This is a genomic window from Streptococcus sp. HMSC067H01 (assembly GCF_001814775.1).
In the GTDB taxonomy this organism is placed as follows: domain Bacteria; phylum Bacillota; class Bacilli; order Lactobacillales; family Streptococcaceae; genus Streptococcus.
Genome location: NZ_KV817781.1, coordinates 134,159 through 149,075, shown reverse-complemented (window position 1 = coordinate 149,075; position 14,917 = coordinate 134,159). Strand labels below are relative to the sequence as shown.

Annotated in this window: 15 protein-coding genes; 11 read left to right on the top strand and 4 right to left on the bottom strand. The window is 40.1% G+C overall.

Features of this window, described 5'->3' with window-relative positions; all coding sequences use genetic code 11:
* Positions 1–87 precede the first annotated feature (87 nt).
* The 3 genes from HMPREF2987_RS02115 to HMPREF2987_RS02105 all read left to right on the top strand — a co-directional run bounded on the left by HMPREF2987_RS02115 (position 88) and on the right by HMPREF2987_RS02105 (position 4,747).
* Positions 88–2,634: a M1 family metallopeptidase gene (locus HMPREF2987_RS02115; RefSeq protein WP_075229132.1), complete on the top strand. Its 2,547-nt coding sequence runs from the start codon at positions 88–90 to the stop codon at positions 2,632–2,634.
* A gap of 114 nt (positions 2,635–2,748) precedes the next feature.
* Positions 2,749–3,420 (top strand): response regulator transcription factor, encoded by a 672-nt coding sequence (locus tag HMPREF2987_RS02110; RefSeq protein ID WP_075229131.1) that lies wholly within the window; start codon positions 2,749–2,751, stop codon positions 3,418–3,420.
* A complete protein-coding gene (locus tag HMPREF2987_RS02105) occupies positions 3,413–4,747 on the top strand; it encodes a sensor histidine kinase (protein WP_075229130.1) in 1,335 nt (444 codons plus the stop codon). Before HMPREF2987_RS02110 ends, HMPREF2987_RS02105 begins: the two co-directional genes overlap by 8 nt.
* Positions 4,748–4,862: 115 nt before the next feature.
* Here the strand turns inward: HMPREF2987_RS02105 and HMPREF2987_RS02100 are convergent, their stop codons facing one another.
* Positions 4,863–5,138, bottom strand: a complete 276-nt coding sequence (locus HMPREF2987_RS02100; protein WP_075229129.1) for a DUF3270 family protein — start codon at positions 5,136–5,138, stop codon at positions 4,863–4,865.
* Between the two features lie 138 nt (positions 5,139–5,276).
* Here HMPREF2987_RS02100 and HMPREF2987_RS02095 point away from each other — a divergent pair, with 138 nt between their 5' ends.
* The 8 genes from HMPREF2987_RS02095 (at position 5,277) to HMPREF2987_RS02060 (ending at position 12,885) form a co-directional block, all read left to right on the top strand.
* Positions 5,277–6,206, top strand: coding sequence for a peptidase U32 family protein (locus HMPREF2987_RS02095; RefSeq protein ID WP_075229128.1), 930 nt, complete (start codon positions 5,277–5,279; stop codon positions 6,204–6,206).
* Positions 6,207–6,311: 105 nt separating this feature from the next.
* Positions 6,312–6,995, top strand: a complete 684-nt coding sequence (gene rpiA, locus HMPREF2987_RS02090; RefSeq protein ID WP_075227727.1) for a ribose-5-phosphate isomerase RpiA — start codon at positions 6,312–6,314, stop codon at positions 6,993–6,995.
* A 12-nt stretch (positions 6,996–7,007) separates the two neighbouring features.
* Entirely contained in the window at positions 7,008–8,219 is a 1,212-nt protein-coding gene (locus tag HMPREF2987_RS02085) for a phosphopentomutase (RefSeq protein ID WP_075229127.1), read from the top strand.
* 1 nt (position 8,220) lies between these two features.
* The gene (locus HMPREF2987_RS02080) at positions 8,221–8,775 is read left to right on the top strand and encodes a DUF1697 domain-containing protein (RefSeq protein WP_075229126.1); all 555 of its coding nucleotides are present in this window, start codon (positions 8,221–8,223) and stop codon (positions 8,773–8,775) included.
* 3 nt (positions 8,776–8,778) lie between these two features.
* Complete coding sequence (locus HMPREF2987_RS02075; RefSeq protein ID WP_075229125.1) at positions 8,779–9,588, top strand: purine-nucleoside phosphorylase; 810 nt, start codon at positions 8,779–8,781, stop codon at positions 9,586–9,588.
* Between the two features lie 2 nt (positions 9,589–9,590).
* Complete coding sequence (locus HMPREF2987_RS02070) at positions 9,591–10,871, top strand: chloride channel protein (protein ID WP_075229124.1); 1,281 nt, start codon at positions 9,591–9,593, stop codon at positions 10,869–10,871.
* A 342-nt stretch (positions 10,872–11,213) separates the two neighbouring features.
* On the top strand, positions 11,214–11,924 hold the full coding sequence (gene deoD, locus HMPREF2987_RS02065) for a purine-nucleoside phosphorylase (RefSeq protein WP_075229123.1): 711 nt from the start codon (positions 11,214–11,216) through the stop codon (positions 11,922–11,924).
* Between the two features lie 229 nt (positions 11,925–12,153).
* A complete protein-coding gene (locus tag HMPREF2987_RS02060) occupies positions 12,154–12,885 on the top strand; it encodes an NAD-dependent protein deacylase (protein WP_075229122.1) in 732 nt (243 codons plus the stop codon).
* A gap of 230 nt (positions 12,886–13,115) precedes the next feature.
* Here HMPREF2987_RS02060 and HMPREF2987_RS02055 read toward each other — a convergent pair whose 3' ends face one another.
* The 3 genes from HMPREF2987_RS02055 to coaA form a co-directional block, all read right to left on the bottom strand.
* Positions 13,116–13,628: a DNA topology modulation protein gene (locus HMPREF2987_RS02055; protein ID WP_075229121.1), complete on the bottom strand. Its 513-nt coding sequence runs from the start codon at positions 13,626–13,628 to the stop codon at positions 13,116–13,118.
* Between the two features lie 64 nt (positions 13,629–13,692).
* Positions 13,693–13,941 (bottom strand): 30S ribosomal protein S20, encoded by a 249-nt coding sequence (rpsT, locus tag HMPREF2987_RS02050; protein ID WP_029689628.1) that lies wholly within the window; start codon positions 13,939–13,941, stop codon positions 13,693–13,695.
* A gap of 52 nt (positions 13,942–13,993) precedes the next feature.
* Complete coding sequence (gene coaA / locus HMPREF2987_RS02045) at positions 13,994–14,914, bottom strand: type I pantothenate kinase (RefSeq protein WP_075229120.1); 921 nt, start codon at positions 14,912–14,914, stop codon at positions 13,994–13,996.
* Between the last annotated feature and the right edge of the window lie 3 nt (positions 14,915–14,917).

Genomic DNA, 14,917 nt, shown 5'->3' with positions numbered 1-14,917 from the left:
CCAATCCTTTTTTCTCAAGCAAAACATGATATAATAAGTTTGTTTGAAGAAGAGCTCTAGCTCTTAAACTTAGAATAGGAGAAAATTATGCAAGCAGTTGAACATTTTATTAAGCAATTTGTTCCTGAACATTATGATTTATTTTTAGACTTGAGTCGTGAGACTAAGACTTTTTCAGGAAAGGTGACTATTAGTGGTCAAGCACAGAGTGACCGTATTTCCCTTCATCAAAAAGACTTGGAAATCGCTTCTGTAGAAGTTTCAGGGGAAGCTCGCCCATTCACAGTTGATCATGACAATGAAGCCCTTCATATCGAATTAGCTGAGGCTGGTCAAGTTGAAGTGGCTATCGCTTTCTCAGGAAAAATTACAGACAACATGACAGGGATATACCCTTCTTATTACACAGTTGATGGAGTGAAGAAGGAAGTATTGTCTACTCAATTTGAGAGCCATTTTGCGCGCGAAGCCTTCCCATGTGTGGATGAGCCAGAAGCTAAAGCAACTTTTGACCTCTCTCTACGTTTTGACCAAGCAGAAGGTGAATTGGCCTTGTCTAACATGCCTGAGATTGATGTGGAAAACCGCAAGGAAACAGGCATCTGGAAGTTTGAGACAACACCTCGCATGTCTTCTTACTTGTTAGCCTTTGTAGCAGGTGATTTGCAAGGGGTAACAGCGAAAACTAAAAACGGTACCCTCGTAGGTGTTTATTCAACCAAAGCTCATCCACTATCAAACCTTGATTTCTCACTGGATATCGCTGTTCGCTCTATCGAGTTTTACGAAGATTACTATGGAGTTAAGTACCCGATTCCTCAATCTCTCCACATCGCCCTTCCTGACTTCTCAGCTGGAGCTATGGAAAACTGGGGTCTTGTGACCTACCGTGAAGTTTACTTGGTTGTGGATGAGAACTCAACTTTTGCCAGTCGTCAACAAGTTGCTCTTGTTGTGGCCCATGAATTGGCTCACCAATGGTTTGGTAACCTTGTGACTATGAAGTGGTGGGATGACCTCTGGCTCAATGAAAGCTTCGCTAACATGATGGAGTACGTCTGTGTGGATGCCATTGAGCCAAGCTGGAATATCTTTGAAGATTTCCAAACAGGTGGTGTTCCGTCTGCCTTGAAACGTGATGCGACGGATGGTGTTCAGTCTGTTCACGTGGAAGTTAAACACCCAGATGAAATCAATACCCTATTTGACGGAGCTATCGTTTATGCCAAAGGAAGTCGTCTCATGCACATGCTTCGTCGTTGGCTAGGTGATGCCGATTTTGCCAAAGGTTTGCATGCCTACTTTGAAAAACATCAATACAGCAATACCATTGGTCGTGACCTTTGGAATGCTCTCGGACAAGCATCTGGTCGTGATGTAGCAGCCTTCATGGATTCTTGGTTGGAGCAACCTGGTTATCCAGTCCTTACTGCCACAGTTGAAAATGATGTTTTGAAGATCTCACAAAAACAATTCTTCATCGGTGAGCATGAAGACAAGAACCGACTTTGGGTAGTGCCACTTAACAGCAACTGGAAAGGACTACCAGATACTCTCGAAACTGAAAGTATCGAAATCCCTGGCTATGCAACACTTCTTGCTGAAAATGAAGGAGCACTTCGTTTCAACACTGAAAATACAGCCCACTACATTACAGACTATCAAGGTCAATTACTTGATGCTGTGCTTGCAGACCTAGTAGAACTTGATAACACAAGTAAACTTCAAATCGTCCAAGAACGTCGTTTGCTTGCTGAAGCAGGGCACATTTCGTACGCAGACTTGCTTCCAGTAGTGGATCAATTGGCTAAAGAAGAATCTTATCTCGTTGTTTCAGCAGTTTCACAAGTTATCGGAGCGCTTGATCGCTTTATCGATGAAGGAACTGAGACAGAAAAAGCCTTTAAAGCCCTTATTGCTAAACTGGCTCGTTACAACTATGACCGTCTTGGCTTTGAAGCTAAAGAGGGTGAATCTGATGAAGATGAATTGGTTCGTCAATTGACAATTTCCATGATGATTCGTTCAAATGACGAGGAAGCCAGTCAAGTTGCTAGCCAAATTTTCGAAGCCCACAAGGATAATCTTTCAGGACTTCCAGCAGCTATTCGTTCACAAATTCTCATCAATGAAATGAAACACCATGAGACTAAGGAATTGGTCGCAACTTATCTCGATCTTTATACTCATGCCACAGATGCTGCCTTTAAACGCCAATTGGCAGCTGCTCTTGCCTACAGTACAGATACGGATAATATCCAAACCTTGATTGCTTCTTGGAAGGACAAATTTGTGGTAAAACCACAAGATTTGTCTGCATGGTATTATCAGTTCTTAGGTCATAAGGAAACTCAGGAACCAGTTTGGGCTTGGGCGCGTGAAAACTGGGATTGGATTAAGGCTGCTCTTGGTGGAGATATGAGCTTTGATAGCTTTGTTATTCTGCCTGCCCATGTATTTAAGACAGAGCAACGCTTGACAGAATACAAGGCCTTCTTTGAGCCACAACTTTCTGACCTTGCCCTTAGCCGTAACATCGGTATGGGAATCAAGGAAATCGCAGCACGCGTTGAATTGATCAAGCGTGAAAAAGCAGCAGTTGAAGCAGTTGTTGCTCAATATGGAAATGCTTAAAATTCAAAGGTTATAAAAGCTATAAAAACTCAACTTTCTCTTGAAAAAACAAGGGAAGTTGAGTTTTTTTTAAGATATTTTTGCTATAATAGGTGTAATAAGGAGGAATTTTTGATGATCAAGATTCTATTAGTGGAAGATGACCTAGGCCTGTCAAATTCAGTCTTTGACTTTCTGGATGATTTTGCGGATGTCATGCAGGTTTTTGATGGCGAAGAAGGTCTCTATGAGGCTGAAAGTGGCGTTTATGATTTGATTCTGCTTGATTTGATGTTGCCTGAAAAAAATGGTTTCCAAGTCTTAAAAGAATTACGTGAAAAAGGCGTTTCGACACCAGTTCTTATCATGACAGCAAAGGAAAGTCTCGATGACAAAGGTCATGGATTTGAGCTTGGGGCAGATGATTATCTAACAAAACCATTCTATCTAGAAGAACTCAAGATGCGTATTCAGGCGCTACTCAAACGTTCTGGTAAGTTCAACGAAAATACTCTTTCTTATGGTGATTTGACTGTCAATCTATCTACCAATGAGGTTAAAGTCAATGATACTGTTGTGGAATTATTGGGTAAAGAATTTGATCTTTTGGTTTATTTCCTCCAAAATCAAAATGTTATCTTACCCAAAACACAGATTTTTGACCGTTTGTGGGGATTTGACAGTGACACAACCATCTCCGTGGTAGAAGTCTATGTATCAAAAGTTCGTAAGAAATTAAAGGGCTCAGTCTTTGCTGAAAACCTCCAAACCTTGCGTAGTGTTGGGTATATTTTAAAACATGTTTAAAAAAATTAAAAAGAATTGGTATGAGGAGGATTTTAGTTACTTTATTCGTAACTTTGGAGTATTTACTCTGATTTTCTCCGCTATGACCTTGATTATCTTGCAGGTTATGCATTCGAGTCTTTATACCTCAGTTGATGAGAAGCTATTGTCACTCAGTGCTAATCCTCAGGATGTTATCCAGTTGGCTGTCAACCGTGCGACAGAAGATGTAAAAGATTTGAATAGTGAATCGGTAGGGCCACCTTCAAATAGCAAACCTACAGTCAGTTCTAATACGGAAGTAATTTTATTGGACTCTAGTTTAAATCAACTAGTAGCTGGAAATCGCTTTTTAGGTCTTGATAGGGTTACATTTAATAAAAAGGATTTGAATCACATTAGACAGCTTCATGTTCAGAATAGCTATGGGCAGGATGAGATTTATCGAGTGATTCTGACTGAGATGAATATTGAATCTGTCTCGACCAATATTAAGTATGCAGCTGTTTTGATTAATACCAGTCAGCTGGAACAAATCAGTCAAAATCATGAGCAGTTAATCGTAGTAGTCATGGCCAGCTTCTGGATTTTATCACTCATAGCTAGTCTTTATCTTGCTCGCGTTAGTGTCAAACCCTTGCTTGAAAGTATGCAGAAGCAGCAGAGTTTTGTCGAAAATGCCAGTCATGAGCTACGTACTCCACTTGCTGTTCTTCAAAACCGCTTGGAAACTCTTTTTCGAAAGCCTGAGGCTACCATTTTGGAATCAAGCGAGAGTATTGCTTCTAGTTTAGAAGAAGTTCGGAACATGCGCTTTTTAACAACCAATCTTCTTAATCTAGCCCGTCGTGATGATGGTATCAATCCTGAACTAGGAGAAGTGCAGCCAGACTTCTTTAACACAACCTTTACCAACTATGAGATGATTGCATCTGAAAATAACCGCGTTTTTCATTTTGAAAATCGTATTCATCGGACCATCATAACAGACAAGCTTCTTCTTAAGCAACTGATGACTATCTTGTTTGACAATGCTGTCAAGTATACTGAAGAAGAAGGAGTTATTTATTTTGTCATCGCTGCGACAGAGCGTAATCTCTATTTGTCAGTGGCTGATGATGGAATCGGTATTTCTGCAGTAGATAAAAAGAAAATTTTTGATCGCTTTTATCGAGTTGACAAGGCTCGTACTCGCCAAAAAGGTGGCTTTGGGTTAGGCTTATCCTTAGCCAAACAGATTGTCGATGCTCTTAAAGGGACCATCAGTGTCAAAGATAACAAACCTCATGGTACTATTTTTGAAGTAAAAATCTCAATTCAAACACCATCTAAACGAAAAAGTAAATAAGAAAAGGCTATGACTTAGAATGTGATAGACCAAGTATCGCTTCTCTAGTCACAGCCATATAGCCATCGTGTTAAACAAAAAATAGGTCGGGATTTTTATCCCGACCTATTTGATTCTAATAAAATTTCTTCTTAATCATAGAACGTTGGAACTTTAGAGCTACCAAACTCAAAGCAATGGCTAGACTAAAAGCCAGAACTGTGTTGAACTTGAGGGCTAAAAAGATAAAGCTAAACAAGGCTAAAAAGACGCAAAAACAAGCAATGTTTACAAAAAATAGAACTTCCTTTACACTAGCGACAGAAGTGGTTTCTGGAACATAGTCTTGATAGAGCGCTGTTTGAGTTTCCTCTTCTTCAAACTCATACGGTTGATATTTTCTTACGGGCATGATTCTCTCCTTAACAGTACTCTTTCATTTTACCATTTTTCAAGAAAAAAATTATTACAGTAAGGTTACAAAAATAATAAGTAAATTTATCATTTTAGGGAATAGCTGATTTTGCAGAAATGTGGTATAATTTTCCTTATGGAAAAGATTATCATTACAGCAACTGCTGAAAGTATTGAACAAGTAAAACAGCTACTTGAAGCTGGTGTCGACCGCATTCATGTCGGTGAGAAAGATTTTGGTCTTCGTTTGCCAACTACCTTTAGTCATGAAGAATTGCGTGAAATCGCAAAAATTGTTCATGAGGCAGGTAAGGAATTAATCGTTGCGGTTAATGCTCTTATGCACCAAGACATGATGGACCGTATCAAGCCCTTCTTGGACTTTTTAGAAGAAATCAAAACGGACTATATTACTGTTGGAGATGCGGGTGTCTTTTATGTTGTCAATCGTGAGGGTTATTCTTTTAAAACCATCTATGATGCCTCAACCATGGTCACAAGCAGCCGTCAGATTAATTTCTGGGGACAAAAGGCTGGCGCTTCTGAGGCAGTATTGGCTCGTGAAATTCCATCAGCTGAACTCTTTAAAATGCCTGAAATTTTGGAAATTCCTGCTGAAGTTTTGGTTTACGGTGCTAGTGTCATCCACCACTCTAAGCGTCCACTCTTGCAAAACTATTATAATTTTACTCAGATTGATGATGAAAAAACACGTCAACGCAACCTCTTCTTAGCAGAGCCTAGTGATCCAGATAGTCACTACTCAATTTTTGAAGACAATCATGGAACTCATATCTTTGCTAACAATGACCTTGATTTGATGACCAAATTGACAGAACTAGTAGAACATGGATTTACCCACTGGAAACTGGAAGGTCTCTACACTCCAGGTCAAAATTTTGTAGAAATTGCAAAACTCTTCATCCAAGCCCGTAGCTTGATTCAAGAGGGAAGCTTTACTCATGACCAAGCCTTCTTGTTGGACGAGCAAGTCCGTAAACTCCATCCCAAAAATCGTTTCCTTGACACAGGATTTTATGACTACGATCCTGACATGGTTAAATAAGAATCAGAAACCCGAAATAAAATGTTCGGGTTTTTCTAGTGCAAGGATGAATTTAAAGCGTATTCATGTTATAATAGAAGTAGCTTTTTGTTTGGAGGTGTTTAAGTGGAAAATCTGAAAAAAATAGCAGGCATCAAGGCTGCTGAGTTCGTAACCGATGGAATGGTTGTAGGACTTGGAACAGGCTCGACTGCCTATTATTTCGTAGAGGAGATTGGTCGTAGAATCAAGGAGGAAGGACTTCAAATTACAGCCGTAACGACCTCGAGCGTAACGACAAAACAGGCACAAGGATTGAATATACCGCTTAAGTCTATTGATGAGGTGGATGAAGTTGATGTGACTGTTGATGGAGCTGATGAGGTGGATCGTCAGTTTAATGGTATCAAAGGAGGTGGTGGCGCACTTCTAATGGAAAAAGTAGTTGCGACACCAACTAAACAGTATATCTGGGTGGTAGATGAGAGCAAGATGGTTGAGAAACTGGGCGCTTTCAAACTACCTGTCGAAGTTGTCCAATACGGAGCAGAACAGGTTTTCCGTCGTTTTGAAAAAGCTGGTTATAAGCCAAGTTTTCGTGAAAAAGATGGCCAACGCTTTGTGACGGATATGAAAAATTTCATCATTGACCTTGATTTAGGTGTTATTGAAGATCCGATCGCTTTTGGTCGTCAATTGGATCTTCAGGTTGGTGTTGTTGAGCACGGTTTATTTAATCAAATGGTTGATAAAGTGATCGTTGCAGGACAAGCTGGCGTTCAGGTTTTAACTTCAACAAAAGGGAAATAAAGGAGGCAAATGATGTCAAAATTTAAACGTATTCACTTGATGGTACTCGATTCTGTAGGAATTGGTGCAGCACCAGATGCTCATAACTTTGTCAACGCTGGTGTTCCTGACGGTGCATCAGACACGCTTGGACACATTTCAAAATCAGTAGGTTTGAATGTTCCAAATATGGCAAAACTTGGTCTTGGAAATATTCTTCGTGAACAAGCCTTGAAGACTGTTCCAGCTGAGAGCAATCCAACTGGTTACGCTACGAAGTTAGAAGAAGTCTCTCTTGGAAAAGATACCATGACAGGTCACTGGGAAATCATGGGTCTTAATATTACAGAACCGTTTGATACTTTCTGGAATGGATTCCCAGAAGAAATCTTGACAAAAATCGAAGAATTTTCAGGACGTAAGGTTATTCGTGAAGCCAACAAACCATACTCAGGAACAGCTGTCATCGATGATTTCGGACCACGTCAAATGGAAACTGGCGAGTTGATTATCTATACATCAGCTGACCCAGTTCTTCAAATCGCAGCTCACGAAGACATCATTCCTTTGGATGAACTCTACCGTATCTGTGAATACGCTCGTTCGATTACTTTAGAGCGTCCAGCTCTTCTTGGTCGTATCATTGCCCGTCCTTATGTTGGTGAGCCTGGAAACTTCACTCGTACGGCTAACCGTCGTGACTTGGCTGTATCTCCATTTGCTCCAACTGTATTGGACAAATTGAATGAAGCCGGTATTGATACATATGCAGTTGGTAAGATTAACGATATCTTCAACGGTGCTGGTATCAACCACGATATGGGCCACAACAAATCAAATAGCCACGGTATGGATACCTTGGTCAAAACAATGGGACTACCTGAGTTTGAAAAAGGATTCTCATTTACCAACTTGGTAGACTTTGATGCTTTATATGGACACCGTCGTGATCCACACGGCTATCGTGATTGTTTGCATGAGTTTGATGAGCGCTTGCCAGAAATTATGGCAGCTATGAGAGAAGATGATCTTCTTTTGATTACTGCTGACCACGGAAATGACCCAACCTATGCTGGTACTGACCATACTCGTGAATATATTCCACTTTTGGCATACAGTCCATCCTTTAAAGGCAATGGATTAATTCCAGTTGGACACTTCGCTGACATCTCAGCAACGATTGCAGAGAACTTTGGTGTTGATAAAGCCATGATCGGTGAAAGCTTCTTAGATCAATTAGTTTAAGATGATTCGCTTTGCATTACTGGTTAGAGGTATCAATGTCGGTGGAAAGAATAAGGTAGTCATGGCCCAGCTTCGTCAAGAATTGACAGGGTTGGGATTAGAAAATGTTGAAACCTACATCAATAGTGGGAATATTTTCTTTGATACTAGCATGCCTAGAACTCAGTTGGTTGACAGTCTACAGGATTTCTTTAAAGAACATTATCCATTTATCCGATATTTTTCCTTGTTAAGTCAAGAAGACTACGAAGAGGAGCTTAGAAATCTTCCTGATTGGTGGAATCATGAGATGGCTCGAAAAGATGTGCTCTTTTACACTGAGGGCTTGGATGTGGATCAAGTCATCGAGAAAGTGAACAGTTTGGAACTGGTCGATGAAGTGCTTCATTTTGGGAAATTAGGGATCTTCTGGGGTAAATTGTTAGAAGCTAGCTACTCTAAAACAGCCTATCACAAGCACTTGCTTAAGATGCCTTTCTATCGCAATATTACCATTCGTAACGCTAATACCTTTGACAAAATTGGTCAATTTTTAAAACATAAAAAAAGGAGATAGACAATGACATTATTAGCAAAAATCAATGAAACAGCAGCATTTTTGAAGGGCAAAGGAATCGAAGCTCCTGAGTTCGGTTTGATCCTTGGTTCAGGTCTTGGAGAATTGGCTGAAGAAATCGAAAATGCAGTCGTAGTAGACTACTCTGACATTCCAAACTGGGGTCAATCCACAGTAGTCGGACATGCTGGTAAATTGGTCTATGGTGATCTTGCTGGACGTAAAGTCTTAGCTCTTCAAGGTCGTTTCCACTTCTACGAAGGAAATCCTCTTGAAGTTGTGACTTTCCCTGTCCGTGTTATGAAAGTCTTGGGCTGCGAAGGTGTAATTGTAACCAACGCTGCTGGAGGTATCGGCTTCGGTCCTGGTACCTTGATGGCTATTACTGACCACATCAACATGACTGGTCAAAACCCATTGATTGGTGAAAACTTGGATGACTTTGGTCCACGTTTCCCTGATATGTCGAAAGCCTACACTCCAGAATACCGTGAGACTGCTCATCAAGTAGCAGACAAATTGGGCATTAAACTGGATGATGGGGTTTATATCGGTGTGACAGGTCCAACTTATGAAACTCCAGCTGAAATCCGTGCCTATAAAACATTGGGAGCGGATGCAGTTGGTATGTCTACTGTTCCTGAAGTTATTGTGGCAGCCCACTCAGGCTTGAAAGTTCTAGGAATTTCATGTATCACTAACCATGCTGCTGGTTTCCAAGAAGAACTCAACCACGAAGAAGTTGTGGAAGTGACAGAACGCGTCAAAGGCGACTTCAAAGGCTTGCTAAAAGCGATTCTTGCTGAATTGTAATCATGTTACAAGAGTTGAGGGGTAGCCTTCAGAAGATCCCATATAACCTCAAATTAGTCCTAGCGGTCATCATGCTAGGGCTAGTTTCAGGCATATTCGGAATTTTGCTCCATTATCTTTTAGAGCTGGTTGAAGGGATTGCTTTTGGTCAGACAGAGCATAACACTGGATTCTTGACAGATGGTGTTGCCTCATCACGAATAGGCTTCAGTTTAATCATCGTGGGTGTCAGTTCTGCCTTGGTCTGGTATTTCTTGCAAAGAAAAGCAAAGATTTTTTCCATCAAAGCGCAGATGAAGGATGAAACATCACAATACAAACTTTATTTTTTTAAACAGCTAGTTCATTCAATTTGGCAGATTGTTGCAGTTGGAGGAGGAGCGCCTATCGGTAAGGAAGCTGCGCCGCGGGAGATTGGAGCTTTATTTGCAAGACCTATTGCCAATATTTTTTCTCTCTCCGTGAAGGACCAAATCTTTCTCATTGCCTGTGGAGCTGGTGCGGGTTTAGCGGCTGTCTATCAGGTTCCGTTAACGAGTGTGTTTTTCGTTTTTGAAACCTTGGGAATTGCTTTATCTGTCAAACGTTTTTTCTTGGTCGGTCTGACTACATATGTATCAGCCTTTACAGCAGGCTTTGTTGTTTCAGATCATGCTCTCTACCAGATTCCAGCTCTGACTTGGCCACTAGGTGATATGTGGCTTGTTCCCTTATTAGTTCTTTTTCTGACTCCACTCGCTTGGCTTTTTAGTCGCTTCAACAAACAAGCTTCTTTAAAGAGAATAAAGGACAAGCGGATACTCTATACTCTGCCTGTAACATTCCTTTTCCTTGTTGGATTGGCTAGCCATTTGCCTCATCTACTTGGTAATGGGCGTATGATGGCTCAGGAAATTTTAAACGGCAGTAATGCCAAGACGGTAATCCTCTTATTTGTCTTGAAAGCCTTGGTCGTTTTAGTCACCCTTTGGGCAGGTGCCTATGGTGGTATCTTGACCCCATCTTTTGCCTTGGGGATGGCAGGAGCTGCACTCTTGACCATGATTTTAGGTAGTGGCAACCAGCCAGCAGTCTTACTATTAGGTTCGGTTTGCTTTTTATCTGTGACCTTGAAGGCACCCCTATCTGCAAGTGGATTGGTAATGGGGTTCACTGGTCAGTCATTTGAGGCTATACCTTTTCTTTTGGTGACTGCTTACTTGGCATTTGGTTTTGCTAAAATGCTGGACCGAATCCCTTGGGAGAAATACTTACGACCAAAGACAAGGATAATAGAAAATTAATAAGAATACTCTAGTTTTTCTAATCCAAAATATATTTTAAATTTATAATCAATATCATTTAATAAAGAAAGGATGGGTTAACCGTATTTGCTGAACTGAATACGGGCGGAGAACTGTGTAAAAAAGATAAACTGTCTAGCATCTGCGATGCGTCGTCAGTTTCCTATTTTTACTTTGTTCTCCGTCGCCTGTCCTATTAATAAAAAAGAAAGGTAGAGCGTGTGTTCTAATTTGAACACGAGCGGAAAGCTCGGAAAATAGATAATCTGACTGAGAAATCAGGATTTCTCGTCAGATTCCTAATTTTCAGTCGCTTTCTGGTCGCTCTTTGTATCATAAATTATGTCTATCCATATTGCTGCTAAGCAAGGTGAAATTGCTGATAAAATTCTTCTTCCTGGGGATCCTCTTCGTGCTAAGTTTATTGCGGAAAATTTCCTTGAAGATGCTGTTTGTTTTAACGAAGTGCGTAACATGTTTGGTTACACTGGTACTTACAAGGGTCACCGTATATCTGTTATGGGAACAGGAATGGGGATGCCATCCATCTCTATTTATGCGCGCGAGTTGATTGTCGACTACGGAGTGAAGAAATTAATCCGTGTGGGAACTGCTGGTTCTTTGAATGAAGATGTCCATGTTCGTGAATTAGTTTTAGCACAAGCCGCTGCTACCAATTCAAACATCATCCGCAACGACTGGCCTATGTATGATTTTCCTCAAATTGCTAGCTTTGATTTGCTAGATAAGGCTTATCATATTGCCAAAAATCTCGGTATGACAACCCACGTTGGGAACGTTTTGTCATCTGATGTCTTTTATTCAAACTACTTTGAAAAGAACATTGAGCTTGGTAAGTGGGGAGTAAAAGCGGTGGAAATGGAAGCGGCAGCGCTGTATTATCTTGCAGCTCAACATCATGTTGATGCCCTTGCTATCATGACTATTTCAGATAGTTTGGTCAATCCAGATGAGGACACTACAGCAGAAGAACGTCAAAACACCTTCACTGATATGATGAAGGTTGGTTTGGAAACATTGATTGCTGACTAAAGGTAGGCTATATTCAGAATGATTTCTCTTGTTCTCAAAATGATAACCACCAACAATGAATCAATCCTGAAATAGGTAAGAATAAGGAAATTGAAGAAAGCCTAATTGTGTCAAAGGAACGAGACTAGTCAGTTTAATATCTAAATCATAATCAAATGAAGTTGGAAGCCAAGTTGACAAGAAGTCAAGGCTTTCAACTTTTTAACTTGAAAATTCCTAGGAGTACAAAATGGATAAAATTGAACAACTACAAGGTATTATTGATCAAAGTCAGAGAATTGTCTTTTTCGGTGGTGCAGGGGTTTCTACAGAGTCTAATATTCCAGATTTTCGTAGTTCAGATGGTATATATAGTTTGAAACTAGGTCGCCATTTTACTGCCGAGCAACTGGTTTCACGCACTATGTTTGAACGCTATCCAGAGGATTTTTTTGACTTCTACAAAAAGTATCTCCTCTATCCAGATGCCAAGCCGAATTTAGCACATGATTATCTAGCATCGTTGGAAAAAACAGGTAAATTAAAGGCGATTGTGACGCAAAATATTGATAGCTTGCATGAAATGGCGGGTTCTGAAAAAGTTTTGAAACTGCATGGTAGTGCAGATCGTAATTACTGTTTGGGCTGTCATCGCTTTTATGATTTGAATGCATTTTTGGCACTTGAAGGTCCAGTTCCCCACTGCTTAGATTGTGGCAAGGTGGTCAAACCTGATGTGACCCTTTATGAGGAAGCGCTAGATATGGATGTATTTAGTAGAGCAGCTCGAGCCATTCAGCAAGCAGATTTGTTGATCATTGGTGGAACTTCCTTAGTTGTTTACCCTGCAGCTAGCCTAATCAATTATTTTTCAGGATCAAATCTTGTCGTTATCAACAAGTCCAGCACTCCTCAAGATAGCCAAGCTGATTTAGTTATCGAAGGGAAGATTGGAGAAGTTTTTTCTAAATTGAGACAATAAAAAACTGAAAGAAGTAGAACTATACTTCCTTCAGTTTTTTTGTATCACGAACTCAGAAACTATGAACAAGATTCTCTTCATTTCTAGAGGAATTTTATTGTTGATTTATAAATTGCTCGAGTTATTTTTAATTGTTGAATAAAAGGAAAAAAGGAAGATTTTCTGGATGAAAATCTTCCTTTTTTAGTCAATCAGTACATGCTGATTTTAATGAAATGCTACTATATTGTTTACTTTTTTAAAGATCGCAAAAAACAATCAATCTCTGCTTGAGAATGGAGAATGCTCATCTTTTCTGGGTAAGTATTGTTTAAGTATTGGTATCTTTCCTTAGCATTTTTTGTACGTCCATCCCAGAGAATCCAACGGATAAATTCCCAATTGAATTGCTCGGGGCATCCCGCTGCCATACTTTCTCTCACTTTTCCTCTGTACTTTAAATATCGCTTAAAGGCTCTTAGCAGACAATTCCAAGCAGAGAAGTTTAAAAAGATGATCTGGTCAGCTTGCTCCATCCTTTCTTCATAGCAACACCAAGAGTAGTTGCCATCAATGACCCAGTTTTTGTTTTTGACTAGAAAAGTTTTCATTTCGTTATGCATCCAGTCACGGTCACTATCTTGCCACCCTGGCTGAAATTGGAGAGTATCCATATGAAGTTTGGGGATAGAGTAGTGATTAGCTAGTTTTTCTGCCAGAGTGGATTTGCCTGATCCAGAATATCCAATGATAGCTATTTTCATAATAACCTCCAGAAAATGTGCACAAAAAAAGCTCCGAGGAGCTCATTTTGTATGCAGTTAATGATTAACCAAGTTTAGCTGCAAGACGTGCTTTATCACGGCTAGCTTTGTTTTTGTGGATCAAACCTTTAGTTTCTGCTTTATCGATAGCTGAGCTGGCAGCACGGTAAAGTTCTTCAGATGGGTTTGCTTCAAAAGCTTTGATAGCAGTACGCATAGCTGATTTTTGAGCTGAGTTTTTTTCGTTTTGTTTAACGTTCAATTCAGCGCGTTTGATAGCTGATTTAATGTTTGCCAATGTTCTTACCTCCATTTTTACTAACTATACCATTATATCTGAAAACTTACGTTTTGACAAGGGAAAATTATTTTTTTAAGTAAATTTCATCAATTTCGTGATTTTTAGATTTATGGAGAATGACCTCGGCACGATTTCGTGTCGGTTCAATGTAATTCTGGAGATTGGTTAGGTTGATACTGGTCCAAACTTGGTGGGCAAAATCCTTGACTTCACTAAGAGGAAGTTGAGTGAAACGGTAGTAATAGCTGCCTGGATCATCCTGAGCAAAGCTCAAAAGTTTTAAGAAACGATCCAAATACCAGCTTTCAATATCCTCGACTGCGGCATCAACATAGATTGAAAAGTCAAAGAAATCAGTAATATAGAGACGGGCATTATGGGGATTTTGGAATACGTTGATTCCCTCAACAATGACAAAATCAGCGGCTTCTACTCGTTGTTTTCGACCAGGGACAATATCATAGATTTCATGGGAATAAACAGGGATATCAACATCCTGCCCATTTTTGAGTTGGTCCAGGAAATTAAGCAAAGCTTCCATGTCGTAGCTCTCGGGAAAGCCCTTGCGATTGAGAATATCTTGCTCAATTAAGACACTATTTGGGTATAAAAAACCATCCGTAGTAACCAGTTCAACACTTGCTCCAGGAACGATACGAGAAAGCAAAATTTGCAAGAGACGACTAGTAGTTGACTTACCTACCGCAACGCTTCCTGAAACTCCGATAATGAAAGGTTGTTCTTTGCTCTCTCTTTGAAGGAAAATACCTTTTGAAAAGGCAAGGTCTTCTTTGGAACGTTTGTAAATCTGAATCAGATGTGCTAGTGGCAGATAGATATCAGTAACATCTTGTAGGCTAATCTGGTCATTGAAACTCTTAATGGAATCTAATTCTTCCTCGGTCAAGGGAGGAGTTGTTTTGCGATGCAAGGATTGCCAAGTTTCGCGGTTTATCTTTTCAAAATGTAAAAATTCGTTGGTCATACT

Bases quoted from the DNA above. Each gene is read 5' to 3' on its own strand.
- rpsT (WP_029689628.1), bottom strand. From the start codon at position 13,941: ATGGAGGTAAGAACATTGGCAAACATTAAATCAGCTATCAAACGCGCT.
- deoD (WP_075229123.1), top strand. From the start codon at position 11,214: ATGTCTATCCATATTGCTGCTAAGCAAGGTGAAATTGCTGATAAAATT.
- HMPREF2987_RS02085 (WP_075229127.1), top strand. From the start codon at position 7,008: ATGTCAAAATTTAAACGTATTCACTTGATGGTACTCGATTCTGTAGGA.
- HMPREF2987_RS02115 (WP_075229132.1), top strand. From the start codon at position 88: ATGCAAGCAGTTGAACATTTTATTAAGCAATTTGTTCCTGAACATTAT.
- coaA (WP_075229120.1), bottom strand. From the start codon at position 14,914: ATGACCAACGAATTTTTACATTTTGAAAAGATAAACCGCGAAACTTGG.
- HMPREF2987_RS02070 (WP_075229124.1), top strand. From the start codon at position 9,591: ATGTTACAAGAGTTGAGGGGTAGCCTTCAGAAGATCCCATATAACCTC.
- HMPREF2987_RS02100 (WP_075229129.1), bottom strand. From the start codon at position 5,138: ATGCCCGTAAGAAAATATCAACCGTATGAGTTTGAAGAAGAGGAAACT.
- HMPREF2987_RS02110 (WP_075229131.1), top strand. From the start codon at position 2,749: ATGATCAAGATTCTATTAGTGGAAGATGACCTAGGCCTGTCAAATTCA.
- HMPREF2987_RS02060 (WP_075229122.1), top strand. From the start codon at position 12,154: ATGGATAAAATTGAACAACTACAAGGTATTATTGATCAAAGTCAGAGA.
- HMPREF2987_RS02105 (WP_075229130.1), top strand. From the start codon at position 3,413: ATGTTTAAAAAAATTAAAAAGAATTGGTATGAGGAGGATTTTAGTTAC.
- HMPREF2987_RS02080 (WP_075229126.1), top strand. From the start codon at position 8,221: ATGATTCGCTTTGCATTACTGGTTAGAGGTATCAATGTCGGTGGAAAG.
- HMPREF2987_RS02075 (WP_075229125.1), top strand. From the start codon at position 8,779: ATGACATTATTAGCAAAAATCAATGAAACAGCAGCATTTTTGAAGGGC.
- HMPREF2987_RS02095 (WP_075229128.1), top strand. From the start codon at position 5,277: ATGGAAAAGATTATCATTACAGCAACTGCTGAAAGTATTGAACAAGTA.
- HMPREF2987_RS02055 (WP_075229121.1), bottom strand. From the start codon at position 13,628: ATGAAAATAGCTATCATTGGATATTCTGGATCAGGCAAATCCACTCTG.